Origin of the sequence: Streptomyces collinus (assembly GCF_031348265.1) — a bacterium.
GTDB lineage: Bacteria > Actinomycetota > Actinomycetes > Streptomycetales > Streptomycetaceae > Streptomyces > Streptomyces collinus.
In genome coordinates this window covers 5562777-5580839 of sequence record NZ_CP133771.1, presented here as the reverse complement: position 1 = coordinate 5580839, position 18063 = coordinate 5562777, and the positions used below count along the sequence as shown (strand labels likewise).

Sequence of the window (18063 nt, the reverse complement as noted above, 5' to 3'; positions counted from 1 at the left end):
GACACCGCGAACGCTACTAACCGGTAAACCCCGGGACAAGGGTTCGGCCGCGGGCAAAGAATCATTGGGCCATTCGTAGGGACTCCACAAAGAAACCGAGTGGCCCGCAGCACGTGATGACAGAGACCTTGACCACAGGAGAGGGCTAGGGTTTCCCGGAGGAGTACTGCGTACCGCGGTGCGACAAGGGATTTCGCGGGTCGAGCGAGCCTCGCATCACGCTCCGTGTGGGCAAGCTCACCACTGGGGACGGGTCGAAGTGTCGTGTCGGCTGTCCCTAAACTCGGCTTGTTTCAAGGAGGGAGCCTCAATCGTGCGCAAGGTGCTCATCGCCAACCGTGGCGAAATCGCTGTCCGCGTGGCCCGGGCCTGCCGGGATGCCGGTATCGCGAGCGTGGCCGTCTACGCCGACCCGGACCGGGACGCTCTGCATGTCCGCGCCGCGGATGAGGCGTTCGCCCTGGGCGGTGACACGCCGGGCACCAGCTACCTCGACATCGAGAAGGTGCTGGGCGCCGCCCGCGAGTCGGGTGCGGACGCGATCCACCCCGGCTACGGCTTCCTTTCCGAGAACGCCGAGTTCGCGCAGGCGGTCCTGGACGCGGGCCTGATCTGGATCGGCCCGCCGCCGCAGGCCATCCGCGACCTGGGTGACAAGGTCGCCGCCCGGCACATCGCGCAGCGCGCGGGTGCCCCGCTGGTGGCCGGTACGCCCGACCCGGTCTCCGGTGCGGACGAGGTCGTCGCGTTCGCCGAGGAGCACGGCCTGCCGATCGCGATCAAGGCCGCCTTCGGTGGTGGCGGTCGTGGTCTGAAGGTCGCCCGCACCCTCGAAGAGGTGCCGGAGCTGTACGACTCGGCGGTCCGCGAGGCCGTCGCCGCGTTCGGCCGGGGCGAGTGCTTCGTCGAGCGGTACCTGGACAAGCCGCGGCACGTGGAGACCCAGTGCCTGGCCGACCGGCACGGCAACGTGGTCGTCGTCTCCACCCGTGACTGCTCCCTGCAGCGCCGCCACCAGAAGCTGGTGGAGGAGGCCCCGGCCCCCTTCCTGTCCGACGCGCAGGTGGAGGAGCTGTACTCCGCCTCCAAGGCGATCCTGAAGGAGGCCGGCTACGTCGGCGCCGGCACGGTCGAGTTCCTCGTGGGCCTCGACGGCACGATCTCCTTCCTGGAGGTCAACACCCGCCTCCAGGTGGAGCACCCGGTCACCGAGGAGGTCGCCGGCATCGACCTCGTGCGCGAGATGTTCCGCATCGCCGACGGCGAGGAGCTCGGCTACGGCGACCCGGAGCTTCGCGGTCACTCCTTCGAGTTCCGCATCAACGGCGAGGACCCGGGCCGCAACTTCCTCCCCGCTCCCGGCACGGTCACGACGTTCGCCCCGCCGTCCGGCCCGGGTGTGCGTCTGGACGCGGGTGTGGAGTCCGGCTCGGTCATCGGCCCGGCGTGGGACTCCCTGCTGGCCAAGCTGATCGTCACCGGCCGCACGCGCAAGGAGGCCCTGCAGCGGGCCGCCCGTGCGCTGGAGGAGTTCCAGGTCGAGGGCATGGCCACGGCGATCCCGTTCCACCGTGCGGTGGTGAAGGACCCGGCGTTCGCGCCCGAGCTGACGGACTCGTCCGACCCGTTCACGGTCCACACCCGCTGGATCGAGACCGAGTTCGTCAACGAGATCAAGCCGTTCGCCGCGCCGGCCGACGCCGAGGCGGACGAGGAGCCGGGCCGCGAGACGGTCGTCGTCGAGGTCGGCGGCAAGCGTCTTGAGGTCTCCCTGCCGTCGTCGCTGGGCATGTCCCTGGCCCGTACGGGTCTCGCGGCGGGCGCCAAGCCGAAGCGCCGCGCGGCGAAGAAGTCGGGCCCGGTGGCTTCCGGCGACACCCTCGCCTCCCCGATGCAGGGCACCATCGTCAAGGTGGCCGTCGAGGAGGGCCAGGAGGTCAAGGAGGGCGACCTCGTCGTCGTCCTGGAGGCCATGAAGATGGAGCAGCCCCTGAACGCGCACCGGTCGGGCACGATCAAGGGCCTGAGCGCGGAGATCGGCGCGTCGGTGACGTCGGGCGCGGCGATCTGCGAGATCAAGGACTGACGTCCCCACTCTTGGCGCGGCACCTACCCCTTGGTGGGGGTGGGGCCGCGCCTCGGTGTTTCCGGCCTGCTCCGCGGGCACGCGCCGCTCAGCTGCGGGCATGCGTGCCGCTGGGGGCGGCACGGGTGGGCGCAGCGGTACCCCGTTCCGCCGGGGTGCGGACCCACCCGGCGTCAGCGACAACGCCGGGTGCCGGGAAGCGAACCGCGGCTCACCCCACCGGCGGCGTCATCGCCGCCGCATATCCGCCACCCGCGCCCGCTCCGCCCCAGTCCCCTGCTCACCCAGCATCGAGGCAGAGGCGGACCTCAACTGCCCACCAGCCCCCGGCACCTGCCGTCGAGGCCCCGGCACCGGCACGTCCCGGCGCTGCTGGCGCGCCGGGACGGCATCACCCCCCGGGCCCCCGGCACCCGACCCCGCCGACCCCCCCTGCCCCCCGGCCACGGCGATCTGAACGCCCTGGTCGGCAAGCGCCTGGAGTTCCGTGGCGGCACGGTCGTCATGCGCCGGCGGCTCGTCCGTGACGAGGCGCGTGATGAGATCCGTGGGCACCGTCTGGAACATGGTGTCGGTACCGAGCTTCGTGTGGTCGGCGAGTACGACCACCTCCGCCGCGGCCTGCACCAGCGCCCGGTCGACGGACGCCGACAGCATGTTGGACGTGGACAGCCCCCGCTCGGCGGTCAGCCCGGCCCCGGACAGGAACGCCCGCGACACCCGCAGCCCGTGCAGGGACTGCTCGGCACCACTCCCGACCAGGGCGTAGTTCGAACCGCGGAGCGTACCGCCGGTCATCACCACCTCGACCCGGTTGGCATGGGCCAACGCCTGGGCGACGAGGAGAGAGTTGGTGACGACGGTCAGGCCCGGCACCCGGGCGAGCCGGCGTGCCAGCTCCTGGGTCGTCGTACCCGCCCCGACCACGATCGCCTCCCCCTCTTCCACGAAGTTCGCGGCGAGGTCGGCGATGGCGGTCTTCTCGGCGGTCGCGAGATGAGACTTCTGCGGAAAGCCGGACTCCCGCGTGAAACCGCCCGGCAGTACCGCACCGCCGTGCCGGCGGTCGAGGAGTCCTTCTGCCTCCAGCGCGCGCACGTCCCGCCGTACGGTCACTTCGGAGGTCTGGACGACGCGGGCGAGCTCACGGAGCGACACGGCCCCGTTCGCTCGCACCATTTCGAGGATCAATTGGCGACGTTCTGCAGCGAACACGAAACTGACAGTAACGCCAGCGACCGTCTGCTTTCAGCAGTTTGCGCTGAATAGCAGAAGATGTTCGCACCGAGCAGCGGGAAGTGGTATAAGGCCTAGTCCCGCCGCCTATGCCGTACGCATGGTCGAACACTCCCCGTGACCAGCGAGGAGCCGGTTTCGGCCTCAGCCGTGGCCGTTCTCCTTGCGGGTGTGCAACTGCCGTGCCACCTCGGCGATCGAGCCCGACAAGGACGGGTAGACGGTGAAGGCGTTAGCGATCTGTTCGACAGTCAGATTGTTGTCGACCGCGATCGAGATCGGGTGGATCAGTTCCGAGGCGCGCGGCGCCACGACCACACCGCCCACCACGATGCCCGTGCCCGGCCGGCAGAAGATCTTGACGAAGCCGTCCCGGATGCCCTGCATCTTCGCGCGCGGGTTGCGCAGCAGCGGCAGCTTCACGGCCCGGGCGTCGATCTTCCCGCCGTCGACGTCGGCCTGGGTGTAGCCGACGGTGGCGATCTCCGGGTCGGTGAAGACGTTCGACGAGACGGTCTTCAGGTTCAGCGGGGCGACGGCGTCGCCCAGGAAGTGGTACATGGCGATGCGGCCCTGCATGGCGGCCACGGACGCGAGGGCGAACACGCCGGTCACGTCACCGGCCGCGTACACGCCCGGAGCGGTCGTACGCGACACCTTGTCGGTCCAGATGTGACCGGACTCGCGCAGCCTGACCCCGGCGTCCTCAAGACCCATGCCCGCGCTGTTGGGTACGGCACCGACGGCCATCAGACAGTGCGATCCGGTGATGACGCGCCCGTCGGAGAGGGTCACCTCGACCCGGTCCCCCACCCGTTTGGCGGACTGTGCCCGGGACCGGCCCATGACGTTCATGCCGCGCCGCCGGAAGACGTCCTCCAGCACGGCGGCCGCGTCCGGGTCCTCGCCCGGCAGCACGCGGTCGCGCGACGACACGAGCGTCACCCTCGACCCGAGTGCCTGGTAGGCGCCGGCGAACTCGGCACCGGTCACACCCGACCCGACCACGATCAGCTCCTCGGGGAGCTCGTCGAGGTCGTACACCTGGGTCCAGTTCAGGATCCGCTCGCCGTCCGGCTGGGCGTCGGGCAGCTCACGGGGGTGCCCGCCGGTGGCGATGAGGACGGCGTCAGCCGTCAGGGTCTCTTCACTCCCGTCGGCGGTGCGCACCACGACCTTGCGCGACCCGTCGAGCGCCTGCATGCCCTCCAGCCGCCCGCGCCCGCGCATGACACGCGCCCCGGCACGCGTCACGGAGGCGGTGATGTCGTGCGACTGGGCGAGCGCGAGGCGCTTCACACGCCGGTTGACCTTGCCCAGGTCGACGCCCACCACCCGGGCGGCCTGCTCGATGTGCGGGGTGTCGTCGGCGACGATGATCCCCAGCTCCTCGTACGAGGAGTCGAAGGTGGTCATCACCTCAGCCGTGGCGATCAGGGTCTTCGACGGCACGCAGTCGGTGAGCACCGACGCCCCGCCCAGACCGTCGCAGTCGACGACGGTCACCTCCGCGCCGAGTTGGGCGGCCACCAGGGCCGCTTCGTATCCGCCGGGTCCGCCACCGATGATCACGATCCGAGTCACGTACTCCATTGTCCCGCACCGCTCAACATGCCACCGCCCCGGGGCCCCGCCGATGCGCCTGTTGTTACGACAGTGACGCCGGGCGGCCTGCCGTACCCTCTCCCCATGTCGCTCTACGCCGCGTACGCCGGCAACCTCGACGCGCGGCTGATGTCCCGCCGCGCCCCGCACTCGCCGCTGCGCGCCACCGGCTGGCTGAACGGATGGCGACTGACCTTCGGCGGCGAGCACATGGGCTGGGAGGGCGCACTGCCGACCATCGTGGAGGACCCGCTCTCCCAGGTCTTCGTCTCCCTGTACGACATCGCCCCGATGGATGAAGAGTCCCTCGACCGCTGGGAGGGCGTGGGTCTCGACATCTACCGTCGTACGCGCGTACGGGTCCACACCCTGGAGGGCGAGGACTCCGCCTGGGCCTTCGCCCTCAACGCCTACGAGGGCGGCCTGCCCTCCGCCCGCTACCTGGGCGAGATCGCCGACGCGGCCGAGTCGGCCGGCGCGCCCCACGACTACGTGATGGAACTCCGCAAGCGCCCCTGCTGACGGCCGCTCGCGCGAGACCCCTCGTCGGAAACGACAAGACAACGATCGCCACCCCGTGAGCTCTGCCATCTACGCGCGTAGGCAAACAGCGGCTACCCTCATCGGCGTGAACGCATCTCTTCTTCCGGACGACATCCAGGGCGACCCCCACGCGGCCGCCGACGCCGCCGCGGCCCGCCTGCGCGAACTCACGGGCGCCGAGACCCACGACGTCGCCCTCGTGATGGGCTCCGGCTGGGCCCCGGCCGTGGACGCGCTGGGCGCCCCCGAGGCCGAGTTCCAGGTCACCGAGCTCCCCGGTTTCCCGCCCCCGGCGGTGGAGGGACACGGCGGCAAGATCCGCTCGTACCGGATCGGCAACAAGCGCGCCCTGGTCTTCCTGGGCCGCACGCACTACTACGAGGGCCGCGGGGTGGCCGCGGTCGCCCACGGCGTCCGCACCGCGGTCTCGGCCGGCTGCAAGACGGTCGTCCTCACCAACGGCTGCGGCGGCCTGCGCGAGGGCATGCGCCCCGGCCAGCCGGTCCTCATCAGCGACCACATCAACCTCACCGCCACCTCCCCCATCATCGGCGCGAACTTCGTCGACCTGACCGACCTGTACTCCCCGCGTCTGCGCGCCCTGTGCAAGGAGGTCGACGCCACGCTGGAGGAGGGCGTCTACGCCCAGTTCCCCGGCCCGCACTACGAGACGCCGGCCGAGATCCGCATGGCCCGGGTCATCGGCGCGGACCTGGTGGGCATGTCGACGGTCCTGGAGGCGATCGCCGCTCGTGAGGCGGGCGCCGAGGTCCTGGGCATCTCCCTCGTCACCAACCTCGCCGCCGGCATGACGGGCGAACCCCTGAACCACGAGGAAGTCCTCCAGGCCGGCCGCGACAGCGCCGCCCGCATGGGCTCCCTGCTCGCGCAGGTGCTCGGCCGCCTCTGAGAGAGGTTCGGGAGGCGGTCCGGCGGCGGCTGGCCCGTAGTGGCTGGTCGCGCAGTTCCCCGCGCCCCCAGGGGGTGCACCACGGCCGCCCGCACAGCCATGGGGACGCAACCGCACCCGCCGGACGACGCAAGGGGTCGTGTCGGGAGGTGTCCGCCCGCAGCGGTTGGCGCGTCAACGGACGGTTAGTCGGTATCCGACCTCATCGCGCCGTTCCGAGGACGGACACCCCCCGGCCCGGCCCCGACCCACCACCCGGCGAGAAGGCGAAGACGCGCACCCCCACAACGCCGCAGAACGCCGCAGAACGTCGCAGACAAACCCGCACCGCACCACACCGGAGAGGCTGACACCACACCGTGCACGACGAACTCATCGCACAGGCCCAGGCGTGGCTCACCGAGGACCCCGACCCGGACACCCGCACCGAGCTCGCCGGTCTCATCGACGCCGGGGACCACACGGAACTCGCAGCGCGATTCAGCGGCACGCTCCAGTTCGGCACCGCCGGCCTCCGCGGTGAACTCGGCGCCGGCCCCATGCGCATGAACCGCTCGGTCGTCATCCGCGCCGCCGCCGGACTCGCGGCGTACCTCAAGAAGCAGGGTCCCCCCGCGGGGGAAGGGGCAGCCGGCCTCGTCGTCATCGGCTACGACGCCCGCCACAAGTCCCACGACTTCGCCCGGGACACCGCCGCCGTCATGATCGGCGCCGGCCTGCGCGCGGCCGTCCTCCCCCGCCCCCTCCCGACCCCCGTGCTCGCCTTCGCGATAAGGCACCTCGGCGCGGTCGCGGGCGTGGAGGTCACCGCCAGCCACAACCCGCCCCGCGACAACGGCTACAAGGTCTATCTCGGCGACGGTTCCCAGATCGTCCCCCCGGCGGACATCGACATCGCGGCCGAGATCGCCGCCGTCCCGTCCCTCACCACCGTCCGGCGCCCCACCAAAGGCTGGGACATCCTCGACGACAGCGTCCTGGACGCCTACCTCGCCCGCACGGACGCCGTCCTGTCCGAGGGTTCCCCCCGCACGGCCCGCACGGTGTACACGGCGATGCACGGCGTCGGCAAGGACGTCCTCCTGGCCGCCTTCGCCCGCGCCGGTTTCCCGGCACCGGTCCTCGTGGCCGAGCAGGCCGACCCCGACCCGGAGTTCCCGACCGTCGCGTTCCCCAACCCGGAGGAGCCCGGCGCGATGGACCTGGCCTTCGCGACGGCACGCGCGCTCTCCGGCGAAACCGCCCCGGACCTGATCATCGCCAACGACCCGGACGCCGACCGCTGCGCCGTCGCCGTCCAGGACGGCACCGACTGGCGCATGCTGCGCGGCGACGAGGTCGGCGCCCTGCTCGCCGCGCACCTGGTCCGTCGCGGAGCGACCGGCACCTTCGCGGAGTCGATCGTCTCGTCGTCCCTCCTCGGCCGGATCGCCGAGAAGGCGGGCCTCCCCCACGTCGAGACCCTCACCGGCTTCAAGTGGATCGCCCGCGCCGAGGGCCTGCGCTACGGCTACGAGGAGGCGCTCGGCTACTGCGTCGACCCGGACGGCGTACGCGACAAGGACGGCATCACGGCCGCGCTGCTGATCACGGAACTGGCCTCACAGCTCAAGGAGGAGGGGCGTACGCTCCTCGACCTGCTGGACGACCTGGCCGTGGAGCACGGCCTGCACGCGACGGACCAGCTCTCGGTCCGCGTCGAGGACCTCTCCCTCATCGCGGCCGCGATGCAGCGCCTGCGCGAGCAGCCCCCGACGGAGCTGGCCGGTCTGCCGATCACCCGCACCGACGATCTCACCAAGGGCACGGCCGAACTCCCGCCCACGGACGGTCTGCGCTACACCCTCGACGGCGCCCGGGTGATCGTCCGCCCGAGCGGCACGGAGCCCAAGCTGAAGTGCTACCTGGAGGTCGTGGTCCCGGTCGGGTCCCTCCAGGACCTCCCGGAGGCCCGCGCGAAGGCGACGGCGCTGCTGGAGTCGATCAAGCGCGACCTGTCCACGGCGGCGGGCATCTGAGGCCCGCCCCCCGCACCCCCACAGCCCGCCGATGACTCAGGAACCGTTCCTAGAGACTGAGCGGGAGTGAGTCCTGGTGCCAGGGCTCATGCTCAGCCGGACATCCCGAACGGTGTTGGGTGTCCTGGTTGCCCGCTTTCGCTCCGTATCCAGTGCGCACGGATCGTGTCCGTGGTCCGGGAATGCGGGGGCGGGGTTCCTCACGCCCCGGGGCACCCGGTCGGGCCTGGGCGGTCCGATGCCCCTGCTCATCACTCCGGTGAGCGGGGGGCGGTGCCGTCCGTCGCCGGATCGGGTGTCCCAGGGCGCGCCTGCCGATCGCCACGGCGGCCGCGTCGTGGCGGGTGGGTTTGCGGTGTGTGCTGGTGAGGGGCTTCTGCCAGTGCTGGGCACCCCAGCGGCTGGTGTAGGCGGGGTCGACGGCGACGATGGTGATGCCGAGTTCGGCCGCCATCGACACCAGCCGGGCCCGCAGCCGGGCGGTGGGCATGCCGGAGATCAGCTTGCGGAACGTCTTGCGGCGGCCGTGCTTCTCGCGCGTCTTTTCCGCGGTGAAGTCGAGATCCTCGACCGCGATGGCAAGGCCATGCCGCCTGGCGAAGTGCAGCAGGCGGATCAGGGCGTGGCGGATCTGGGCGTCGCGGTGCTGTGCGGTGCCGGACAGGTCGTAGCCGAAGCGGAGGGGTTCGCCGACGGGGTTGCCGTGGGTGTCCAGGCGCCAGGCGGCCAGGTGGTCGGCGTTGGTGTCCACACCGACCAGCCCGCCCGTGCGGGCCGTGGCCAAGGGCACGGTCTTGACCGGGGGGATCGTCCAAGACGCGGTGAGGTACCAGCGGCCCCGGATGGTGTCTTCGTGGATGCGGTAGGCGACCGCCCGGTTGGTCTGGATGCGGTCGGCCCACTGCTCACCGCGGTGCGCGAACGCCACCGTCGCGGCGAGCACATACCGGCCGTGCGGGGCGTTCGCCAGATACGCCAACGGCGCGGGGAGCTTGATCGAGACCTCGCCGTCGGGCGTGACGCGGATCGTCTCGTTGCCGAACCGCTTGCCCGACTCGCCGTCCGCTGCGAGGAACCGGCGCCCGGCCCGCCACCGCGCACGCCACTGCTCCTGCGTGAGCCCGGCGGCCCGCAGATGGTGGCGGGTGTTCAACAGCCGCTTCCCGCCGCGCACCACGCCCACGCGTCCGGCTTCCCAGTCCGCCCGCGCCGCATCGAGCCTGTCGGTCAGCACCCGCAGGCGGCGCGTCTTGACAAACCACTCCCGCCTGCTGCGGTATCCGCCCGGAGCTCGCCTGCTGCCCGCCTCGCCGACCGGCAGGGACAACCGGTGCTCGATCGTGCGCACACTCGCCTGAAGATTCTGAATGTGCGCGAGCTGACCGCGCCGGGCCAGCGCCCACTGATCATGGGAGGCCTTCGTGATGCCCGCCCAGCGGGAGGACGACCCCGGCGTCAGGGCCCGCTTGCGCTCGGCCCACAGCTCGGCGTCGTGCTCCAAGCCGGCCACGCAACGCGCCTTCAGATCCCGCGAGGCCAGCGTGCCCAGATGGTCACCCACCAGGCGCAGCACGCGTTCGTCCTCGGCGGTCAGGTGCCTGAGACGGTCACGAACCGCGATCCCGGAGGGGCCGGGCACCACGAACGGCGCTCCGATCTTCCGCAGGCCGCTCAATGGCCTCACCCCCGTCCCGCGCCAGTTGACCAATCCCTCAGCGCGTTCAACGCCCCCCACGCGCAAAGGTCACACATTCGACAGAGGAACCTTCGTTCACGCGCATGAGGCCGCACCTTCCGCAGCCCGGACACTCCCTCATGCGCACCTGAACACGTCTATGCACAGTCGGCCGCCAGCAGTTCACAACCCTTCCGGGCGGCCTCCCGCCGCTGCCGCTTGCCGAGAGGCGCCTGGGAGAGGTCCTCGGCGGTGGACCGGAGGTTCTTGTAGCCGTACCCGCGCTGCTCCAGCCAGGCCCGCGCCGACTCCTCGGCCCGCTCGGTCGCCTCCAGGATGTCCTCCTCGGCCTCCCCGGAGTCCAGGAAGCGGAAGGTGAAGGCGGGCCGCACGGCCACGTCGTACGTGAGGCTCCCCTCGGGCGTGAAGGCCGCGCGCAGCACGTCGTGCTCCGCGGCCCGCGCCAGCAGCCCGGCCCGCTGGTCGGCACTCAGCCCGTCGAAAACGCCTCGGACGGTGACACGAAAGGTACGGGTGCTCATGCTCCCCGAACCTAGGCCCGGGGAGCACACCGGCTCCACCGGTTTTCCATGAGGCGACGCGCACCCGGAACCCGGCACCGGCAGCACCGCGCGGGCGGCAGGCCCGCCAGAACCCGTCGCACGGTCAGCCCAGCGGTACCCCAACCCGTCGCACGGTCAGCGGACCAGAACCGGCCGGTCCATCACCCCAGCACCACCAGAATCAGCACCAGCACGGCCCCCGCAACCGCCGGCGCCAGCACCTCGTACGCCCACCGCACGGTCACCTCGCCCCGCGCCGACTCCGCCTGCCGCCGCGCCTCGTGCAGCCCCCGCAGGTCGTCCATGATCCGGTCGGTCTCCGCCCGCACGGGCCCGTCCGACAGCGGCTCCCGGCTGAAGCCCTGCCTCAGCCCCTCGGTCGTGCCGAGCGCGCTGCCCCGGCTCCCTTCGCGCCCCATCTCCCGCCGCGCCTGCGCCGTCGCCCGCATCTCGCGCCGCGCGGCCTTCTTGCGCGCGCGCAGCGACACCGGCACGGCCCACAGCTGGTACTTCGCACCGGACTCGGTGAGGACCTCGTTCGAGTAGGCGGAGCGCAGCGAGGCGACCTGCCCCCAGGGCACGACGACGATGCGGAAGGGGTTGCGGATCCGCAGCCGGTCGTCGCCGGCGTACACGGCCGGGCGCAGGGTGAAGGCGACGACCAGCGGCACGACGAGGAGCAGCAGGGCGAGGGCGAGCCACGGCGTGCGCCCCTCCCCGGAGATCACCGCGTCGACGCCGAGCCATCCGGCGATGGCGAGCAGCAGCACGCCACCGGCGATGGCCGGGGCCGACCGGTACACCCGGTCCTTGGACTCGGGCTCCGCAGGCTGCGGCGCCGGCGGCTGGGATTCGGGGCTCGTCATGTCTCGATTCTGCCGGACCGGTCCGCACGTCCCGCATCCACGTCCCCCGGGCCTGGGAACGATCGCGGATCCGTCCCGGAGAAACCGGGGGGCTGTACAGCCGCTACGCGCGTAGATATGCTCGTCTGGTGACCATGCCCAGTTCTGCACTCACCGCAGCTCACCCCCTCAAGGACGTCGCCGCGTCCGACAGCGCGCTGCGCCGCTTCCTCCACGGGCTCCCCGGCGTCGACGCGGTCGGGCTCGAAGGCCGTGCGGCCTCGCTCGGCACCCGTTCGATCAAGACGACCGCCAAGGCGTACGCCATCGACCTCGCCATCTCGATGGTCGACCTGACGACGCTGGAAGGCGCGGACACCCCGGGCAAGGTCCGGGCGCTCGGCGCGAAGGCGGTCAAGCCCGACCCGACGGACCGCACGACGCCGTCCACGGCGGCGGTCTGCGTCTACCCCGACATGGTGGCCGTGGCCAAGGAGGCCGTAGCCGGCTCCGGCGTGAAGGTCGCCTCGGTCGCCACGGCGTTCCCGGCCGGCCGCGCCGCGCTCGACGTCAAGCTGGCCGACGTGCGGGACGCCGTCGCCGCCGGTGCGGACGAGATCGACATGGTCATCGACCGCGGGGCGTTCCTCTCGGGTCGATACTTGAAGGTGTACGACGAGATCACGGCCGTGAAGGAGGCCTGCGGGACCTCCGCGCGCCTGAAGGTCATCTTCGAGACGGGCGAGCTCTCGACGTACGACAACATCCGCCGCGCGAGCTGGCTCGGGATGCTGGCGGGCGCGGACTTCATCAAGACCTCCACCGGCAAGGTCGCGGTGAACGCCACCCCCGCGAACACCCTCCTCATGCTGGAGGCCGTCCGCGACTTCCGTGCCCAGACCGGCATCCAGGTCGGTGTGAAGCCGGCCGGCGGCATCCGCACCTCCAAGGACGCCATCAAGTTCCTCGTGCTGGTCAACGAGACCGCGGGCGAGGACTGGCTGGACAACCACTGGTTCCGCTTCGGCGCCTCGTCGCTGCTGAACGACCTGCTGATGCAGCGCCAGAAGCTGGCCACCGGCCGCTACTCCGGCCCCGACTACGTGACGGTGGACTGATCACCATGGCACCCGTATTCGAATACGCCCCGGCCCCCGAGTCGCGCGCGATCGCCGACATCGCGCCCTCGTACGGCCTGTTCATCGACGGCGAGTTCGTCGAGGCGGCGGACGGCAAGGTCTTCAAGACCGTCTCCCCGTCCACCGAGGAGGTCCTCTCCGAGATCGCCCGGGCCGGTTCCGAGGACGTCGACCGTGCGGTGAAGGCCGCGCGCCGGGCCTTCGAGAAGTGGTCGGCGCTCCCGGGCGCGGAGCGCGCGAAGTACCTCTTCCGCATCGCCCGCATCATCCAGGAGCGCTCCCGCGAGCTCGCCGTCCTCGAAACCCTCGACAACGGCAAGCCGATCAAGGAGACGCGCGACGCCGACCTGCCCCTGGTCGCCGCGCACTTCTTCTACTACGCGGGCTGGGCCGACAAGCTCGACCACGCGGGCTACGGGGCGAACCCGAGGCCGCTGGGCGTGGCGGGCCAGGTCATCCCCTGGAACTTCCCCCTCCTGATGCTGGCGTGGAAGATCGCCCCGGCCCTCGCGACCGGCAACACGGTCGTCCTGAAGCCGGCCGAGACCACCCCCCTGTCGGCGCTGTTCTTCGCGGACATCTGCCGCCAGGCGGGCCTGCCCAAGGGCGTCGTCAACATCCTCCCGGGCTACGGCGACGCCGGCGCCGCGCTGATCGCCCACCCCGACGTGAACAAGGTCGCCTTCACCGGCTCCACGGCCGTCGGCAAGGAGATCGCCCGCACGGTCGCCGGGACGCGCAAGAAGGTCACGCTGGAGCTGGGCGGCAAGGGCGCCAACATCGTCTTCGACGACGCCCCGATCGACCAGGCCGTCGAGGGCATCGTCAACGGCATCTTCTTCAACCAGGGCCAGGTCTGCTGCGCCGGCAGCCGCCTGCTGGTGCAGGAGTCGATCCAGGAGGAGCTCCTGGAGTCCCTGAAGCGCCGCCTGTCCACGCTGCGCCTCGGCGACCCGCTGGACAAGAACACGGACATCGGCGCGATCAACTCCGAGGAGCAGCTCACCCGCATCACCTCGCTCGTCGAGCAGGGCGAGGCGGAGGGCGCCGAGCGCTGGTCGCCGGCGTGCGAGCTGCCGGAGAGCGGCTACTGGTTCGCCCCGACGCTGTTCACGAACGTCACGCAGGCGCACACGGTCGCCCGGGACGAGATCTTCGGCCCGGTGCTGTCGGTGCTGACGTTCCGCACTCCGGACGAGGCGGTCGCCAAGGCCAACAACACGCCGTACGGCCTGTCCGCCGGTATCTGGACGGAGAAGGGCTCCCGCATCCTGGCGGTCGCGAACAAGCTCCGCGCGGGTGTCGTCTGGTCCAACACGTTCAACAAGTTCGACCCGACGTCGCCGTTCGGCGGCTACAAGGAGTCGGGCTTCGGCCGCGAGGGCGGCCGTCACGGCCTGGAGGCATACCTCGATGTCTGACCGCCTGACTGTCTTCAAGACCTACAAGCTGTACGTCGGCGGGAAGTTCCCGCGTTCCGAGAGCGGCCGGGTGTACGAGGTGACCGACTCGAAGGGCAAGTGGCTGGCGAACGCGCCGCTGTCGTCCCGCAAGGACGCCCGTGACGCGGTGGTCGCGGCGCGCAAGGCGTTCGGCGCCTGGTCCGGGGCGACGGCGTACAACCGCGGTCAGGTCCTCTACCGCGTGGCCGAGATGCTGGAGGGCCGCCGCGACCAGTTCACCCGTGAGGTGGCCGACGCGGAGGGCCTGTCGAAGTCCAAGGCGGCCGCGGTCGTGGACGCGACGATCGACCGCTGGGTCTGGTACGCGGGCTGGACCGACAAGATCGCCCAGGTGGTCGGCGGCGGCAACCCGGTCGCGGGCCCGTTCTTCAACCTGTCCTCTCCCGAGCCGACGGGCGTGGTCGCCGTCCTGGCGCCCCAGGAGTCGTCCTTCCTGGGCCTGGTGTCGGTGCTCGCCCCGGTGATCGCGACGGGCAACACCGCGGTCGTCGTGGCCAGCGAGAAGGCCCCGCTGCCGGCGCTGTCCCTGGCCGAGGTGCTGGCCACCTCGGACGTCCCCGGCGGCGTGGTCAACGTCCTGTCGGGCCGCACGGCGGAGATCGCGGCCCCGCTCGCCGCCCACCAGGACGTCAACGCGATCGACCTCGCGGGCGCCGACGAGGTCCTGGCGAAGGACCTGGAGATCGCCGCGGCGGACAACCTCAAGCGCGTCCTCCGTCCACAGCCTGTGGATTACACGGAGACACCCGGCACCGACCGGCTGACGGCGTTCCTGGAGACGAAGACGGTCTGGCACCCCACGGGTTCGCTGGGCGCGTCGGGTTCCTCGTACTGAGCCACCCGTCACAGCCGAAGCCCCGGCCCTCCTCCGTCCGGGAGGGCCGGGGCTTCTCCGCGTCCGCACCGCCCCGGATGCCGCCTCAGATCCCGAGCCGCTGCCCGATGCCGTCGAGGACGCAGTCGAGGCCGAACGCGAACTCCCAGGCCCGGTCGTCCTTGCGGGTCGCGCCGAGGGCGTATTGCTCGAAGGCCGGGTAGCGGCCCGTGCCCACCAGGTAGCGCATCTGCGGGGCGAGCGCCTCGCGGGTCTCGTCGCCGCCGGCCCAGCCGTGGCGTTCCTGGTAGTCGCGCAGGGCGATCTCGGTCTGGGCCGAGCCGTGCACGAAGGAGGTGACGGCCCGGAATGCGGCCATCACGGAGTCGGCGTCCAGGCCGCAGACGGCGAGCGCGGCCAGCTGCCGTTCCGCCACGGCCATCCGTGACGGTGTGAGCATGATGACGGGGGTGGGCATGACCGCCATCCACGGGTGGGCGAGCATCAGCTCCCGCGTCTGGAAGGCGTAGGAGCGCAGTACCTCACGCCAGTCCGTCACGCCCTCCGGTACGGCCAGGTCCCGGGAGACGCGGTCGATCATGAGCGCCCAGAGGTCGTCCTTGCCGTCGACGTGCCGGTAGGCCGCCATGGGGGCGACGCCCAGCTTGGCGGCGAGGCGGCGCATGGTGACGGCGGCGCCGCCCTCCTCGTCGGCGATCTCGACCGCGGCGGCGGCGATCCGCTCCAGGCTCAGCGAGGCGCGAGGCAGAGGAGCGGGCCGTTCCATGCGCTCCCAGAGAGAGGGCCCCTCGCCCCCGCTCTCCTCGGCCTCCTTCTTCGTGACCGGCATGGCCCCGCTCCTCCCGCTCGATGCCGTGTACAGCGTATCTCCAGTAGACGCCGCACACAGCACCTGTGTACGCTGTACGCACCAAGATACGTCGTACACATCCAGGGGGAGACCCATGCCCGAACGCAGCGAACCGCTCCGCGTCGCCGTCCTCGTCGGCTCGACTCGCGAGGGACGCTTCGCACCCGTGGTGACGACGTGGCTGACCGGCCATCTCCACCAGCGCGACGACCTGGTGGCCGACGTCGTCGACCTCGCGAAGACGCCGCTGCCGATTGTGTTTCCGGCGTTCGGCCGGCAGCCATCGCCCGGCAGCCGGGAGCAACTGGCCCTCGTCTCACCGCGCCTCGCGGCAGCCGACGCCTTCGTCCTCGTCACGCCCGAGTACAACCACAGCTTCCCGGCGTCCTTGAAGAATGCGATCGACTGGCACGGCGAGGAGTGGCACGGCAAGCCGGTCGGCTTCGTCTCGTACGGCGGCCTGTCCGGCGGTCTGCGCGCGGTGGAGCACCTGCGGGTCGTCATGGCCGAGGTGAACGCCATGACCATCCGCAACTCCGTCAGCCTCCACGACGCGTGGAGCCGCTTCGACGAGGACGGCGCCTGCAAGGACCCCGCCGCCGACACCGCCGTGAAGGCCCTGCTCGACCAGCTCGCCTGGTGGGGTCACGCCCTGCGGGACGCCAAGTCCGTCCGCAGCTACGTCGCCTGATCACCGGCCTCGCAGCAGGGGGAAGGGCAATCATGGACACACGCGCCGCGGGAGACGCCACCGAGGAGGCCGCCCGCCCGGTCACCCCGCCCTCCCGGCTCGTCATCGGCGGCCTGCTGCTCGGCATCGTGCTCGCCACACTCGACGGCACGGTCGTCGGTACCGCCCTGCCCACCATCGTCGGCGACCTCGGCGGCCTCGGCCACCTCTCCTGGGTGATCACCGCCTACCTGCTGACCACGGCCGTCTCCACCCCCGTCTGGGGCAAACTCGGCGACCTGTACGGCCACAAGGGCAGCTACCTCACCTCCATCACCGTGTTCCTGGCCGGCTCGATGCTGTGCGGACTCGCCCAGGACATGGGCCAGTTGATCGCCTTCCGGGCGCTGCAGGGAATCGGCGCGGGCGGACTGTTCGTAGGGGCGCTGGCGCTCATCGGCACGCTGCTCACCCCGGCCGAGGCCGGACGCGCCCAGTCACTGATCGGAGTGCTACTGCCCGCCGCGATGATCGGCGGCCCCCTGATGGGCGGCTTCCTCACGGACCACCTGGACTGGCGCTGGGTGTTCTACGTCAACGTCCCGGTCGGCGCCGTCGCGCTCGCGCTCATCGGGTGGGGTGTCCGGCTGCGGGCGGCACGCGTCAAGGCGCCGGTCGACCTGGCGGGGGCAGGGCTGCTCACCGCAGCGATCCTCGCCCTGACGCTGCTGGCGAGCTGGGCCGGGACGACGTACGCCTGGACGTCACCGGAGATCATCGGGCTCGCCCTGGTCTGCGCAGGCGCGCTGGCCGCCTTCGTGCGCGTCGAGCGGCGCGCACCGGAGCCGGTGATCCCGCCCCGGCTGTTCCGGGACCGGAACTTCACGGTGGCCCAGGTCCTCAGTTTCGTCACGGGCGCGGCCATGCTCGCGGCGGCGAGCTACCTACCCCAGTACCTGCAGTTCGTGCGGGACACGTCGTCCACCGAGAGCGGCCTGCTGCTCCTGCCGCTGATGCTCGGCATGATGGGCGCCCAGCTCGTCATCGGCCGGCGGATCGCCGACGGCGGACGCTACCGCGCCTATCCGATCGCGGGCGGCGCGCTGGCCACGGCCGGGGCGCTGTCGCTGCTGACGCTCGGCACGGCCACGACGGTGCCCGTCGCCTCCGGTCTGACGCTCGTGCTGGGCGTGGGCATCGGCTGCCTGATGCAGCCGGCGATGCTCCTCACGATGAACAGCGCCGAGCCCCGCGACATGGGCGCGGCCGGCGGCACACAGACGCTGCTGCGCACCATCGGCGGCTCCCTCGGCGTCGCCGTCCTCGGGTCCGTCTACACCAGCCGGCTCACGGCCGGTGTGACGGACCGGCTCGGCGCGGACGCCGGGCGGCTGACCCAAGGCGAGCTGACACCCGGGCTGCTGCGGGACCTGCCGGCGCCGGTACGGCAGGCGTTCCGGACGGGTGTCGTGGACGGCCTGCACGGTGTCGCGCTCGGCACGGCCGTCCTGTGCGCCGTGGCCTTCGCCGTGGCGTGGCTGGTCCGGGAGGTCCCGCTGCGGGGCCGGTGAGCTACGGCTGCGACAGCAGCCCTGTCACAGTGTTCCACCACCGGGACGCTCCCG

Annotated in this window: 15 protein-coding genes; 9 read left to right on the top strand and 6 right to left on the bottom strand. The window is 71.5% G+C overall.

What is annotated here, in order from left to right:
- Nucleotides 1-313 precede the first annotated feature (313 nt).
- On the top strand, nt 314-2086 hold the full coding sequence (locus tag RFN52_RS25505) for an acetyl/propionyl/methylcrotonyl-CoA carboxylase subunit alpha (protein ID WP_184849334.1): 1773 nt from the start codon (nt 314-316) through the stop codon (nt 2084-2086).
- Between the two features lie 228 nt (nt 2087-2314).
- Here the strand turns inward: RFN52_RS25505 and RFN52_RS25500 are convergent, their stop codons facing one another.
- Nucleotides 2315-3301 carry a DeoR/GlpR family DNA-binding transcription regulator gene (locus RFN52_RS25500; protein WP_184849332.1) on the bottom strand — a complete coding sequence of 329 codons (987 nt, stop codon included), beginning with the start codon at nt 3299-3301 and terminating at the stop codon, nt 2315-2317.
- A 165-nt stretch (nt 3302-3466) separates the two neighbouring features.
- On the bottom strand, nt 3467-4915 hold the full coding sequence (locus RFN52_RS25495) for an NAD(P)H-quinone dehydrogenase (protein WP_184849330.1): 1449 nt from the start codon (nt 4913-4915) through the stop codon (nt 3467-3469).
- A gap of 96 nt (nt 4916-5011) precedes the next feature.
- On the opposite strand from RFN52_RS25495, the gene RFN52_RS25490 reads away from it, so the two are divergent.
- From RFN52_RS25490 to RFN52_RS25480, 3 genes are all read left to right on the top strand, one after another.
- Nucleotides 5012-5449, top strand: coding sequence for a gamma-glutamylcyclotransferase family protein (locus RFN52_RS25490; RefSeq protein WP_184849329.1), 438 nt, complete (start codon nt 5012-5014; stop codon nt 5447-5449).
- Nucleotides 5450-5555: 106 nt separating this feature from the next.
- On the top strand, nt 5556-6380 hold the full coding sequence (locus tag RFN52_RS25485; protein ID WP_184849327.1) for a purine-nucleoside phosphorylase: 825 nt from the start codon (nt 5556-5558) through the stop codon (nt 6378-6380).
- Between the two features lie 359 nt (nt 6381-6739).
- Nucleotides 6740-8398 (top strand): phospho-sugar mutase, encoded by a 1659-nt coding sequence (locus RFN52_RS25480; RefSeq protein ID WP_184849325.1) that lies wholly within the window; start codon nt 6740-6742, stop codon nt 8396-8398.
- Between the two features lie 49 nt (nt 8399-8447).
- Here RFN52_RS25480 and RFN52_RS25475 read toward each other — a convergent pair whose 3' ends face one another.
- The 3 genes from RFN52_RS25475 to RFN52_RS25465 all read right to left on the bottom strand — a co-directional run bounded on the left by RFN52_RS25475 (nt 8448) and on the right by RFN52_RS25465 (nt 11502).
- Nucleotides 8448-10073, bottom strand: a complete 1626-nt coding sequence (locus RFN52_RS25475) for a transposase (RefSeq protein ID WP_184849324.1) — start codon at nt 10071-10073, stop codon at nt 8448-8450.
- 158 nt (nt 10074-10231) lie between these two features.
- A complete protein-coding gene (locus RFN52_RS25470) occupies nt 10232-10615 on the bottom strand; it encodes a DUF6204 family protein (RefSeq protein ID WP_184849322.1) in 384 nt (127 codons plus the stop codon).
- Nucleotides 10616-10797: 182 nt separating this feature from the next.
- Nucleotides 10798-11502: a PH domain-containing protein gene (locus RFN52_RS25465; protein ID WP_184849320.1), complete on the bottom strand. Its 705-nt coding sequence runs from the start codon at nt 11500-11502 to the stop codon at nt 10798-10800.
- Between the two features lie 134 nt (nt 11503-11636).
- On the opposite strand from RFN52_RS25465, the gene deoC reads away from it, so the two are divergent.
- Genes deoC through RFN52_RS25450 form a run of 3 tightly spaced genes read left to right on the top strand, consistent with a single transcriptional unit; the run spans nt 11637 to nt 14918 of the window.
- The gene (gene deoC / locus RFN52_RS25460; protein ID WP_062928753.1) at nt 11637-12599 is read left to right on the top strand and encodes a deoxyribose-phosphate aldolase; all 963 of its coding nucleotides are present in this window, start codon (nt 11637-11639) and stop codon (nt 12597-12599) included.
- 5 nt (nt 12600-12604) lie between these two features.
- Entirely contained in the window at nt 12605-14041 is a 1437-nt protein-coding gene (locus tag RFN52_RS25455) for an aldehyde dehydrogenase family protein (protein ID WP_184849318.1), read from the top strand.
- Nucleotides 14034-14918, top strand: coding sequence for an aldehyde dehydrogenase family protein (locus tag RFN52_RS25450; RefSeq protein WP_184849316.1), 885 nt, complete (start codon nt 14034-14036; stop codon nt 14916-14918). The genes RFN52_RS25455 and RFN52_RS25450 overlap by 8 nt, the downstream gene beginning before the upstream one ends.
- Nucleotides 14919-15003: 85 nt before the next feature.
- Here RFN52_RS25450 and RFN52_RS25445 read toward each other — a convergent pair whose 3' ends face one another.
- Nucleotides 15004-15747: a TetR/AcrR family transcriptional regulator gene (locus tag RFN52_RS25445; RefSeq protein ID WP_184849314.1), complete on the bottom strand. Its 744-nt coding sequence runs from the start codon at nt 15745-15747 to the stop codon at nt 15004-15006.
- A 115-nt stretch (nt 15748-15862) separates the two neighbouring features.
- Here RFN52_RS25445 and RFN52_RS25440 point away from each other — a divergent pair, with 115 nt between their 5' ends.
- Nucleotides 15863-16459, top strand: coding sequence for an NADPH-dependent FMN reductase (locus RFN52_RS25440; RefSeq protein WP_184849312.1), 597 nt, complete (start codon nt 15863-15865; stop codon nt 16457-16459).
- 32 nt (nt 16460-16491) lie between these two features.
- Nucleotides 16492-18009, top strand: a complete 1518-nt coding sequence (locus RFN52_RS25435; protein ID WP_184849310.1) for an MDR family MFS transporter — start codon at nt 16492-16494, stop codon at nt 18007-18009.
- Nucleotides 18010-18063: the final 54 nt, after the last annotated feature.

What these genes read in the sequence shown, in the direction of transcription:
- RFN52_RS25495 (WP_184849330.1), bottom strand. Translation starts at nt 4,915, where the DNA reads ATGGAGTACGTGACTCGGATCGTGATCATCGGTGGCGGACCCGGCGGA.
- RFN52_RS25490 (WP_184849329.1), top strand. Translation starts at nt 5,012, where the DNA reads ATGTCGCTCTACGCCGCGTACGCCGGCAACCTCGACGCGCGGCTGATG.
- RFN52_RS25470 (WP_184849322.1), bottom strand. Translation starts at nt 10,615, where the DNA reads ATGAGCACCCGTACCTTTCGTGTCACCGTCCGAGGCGTTTTCGACGGG.
- RFN52_RS25465 (WP_184849320.1), bottom strand. Translation starts at nt 11,502, where the DNA reads ATGACGAGCCCCGAATCCCAGCCGCCGGCGCCGCAGCCTGCGGAGCCC.
- deoC (WP_062928753.1), top strand. Translation starts at nt 11,637, where the DNA reads ATGCCCAGTTCTGCACTCACCGCAGCTCACCCCCTCAAGGACGTCGCC.
- RFN52_RS25455 (WP_184849318.1), top strand. Translation starts at nt 12,605, where the DNA reads ATGGCACCCGTATTCGAATACGCCCCGGCCCCCGAGTCGCGCGCGATC.
- RFN52_RS25450 (WP_184849316.1), top strand. Translation starts at nt 14,034, where the DNA reads ATGTCTGACCGCCTGACTGTCTTCAAGACCTACAAGCTGTACGTCGGC.
- RFN52_RS25445 (WP_184849314.1), bottom strand. Translation starts at nt 15,747, where the DNA reads ATGCCGGTCACGAAGAAGGAGGCCGAGGAGAGCGGGGGCGAGGGGCCC.
- RFN52_RS25440 (WP_184849312.1), top strand. Translation starts at nt 15,863, where the DNA reads ATGCCCGAACGCAGCGAACCGCTCCGCGTCGCCGTCCTCGTCGGCTCG.
- RFN52_RS25435 (WP_184849310.1), top strand. Translation starts at nt 16,492, where the DNA reads ATGGACACACGCGCCGCGGGAGACGCCACCGAGGAGGCCGCCCGCCCG.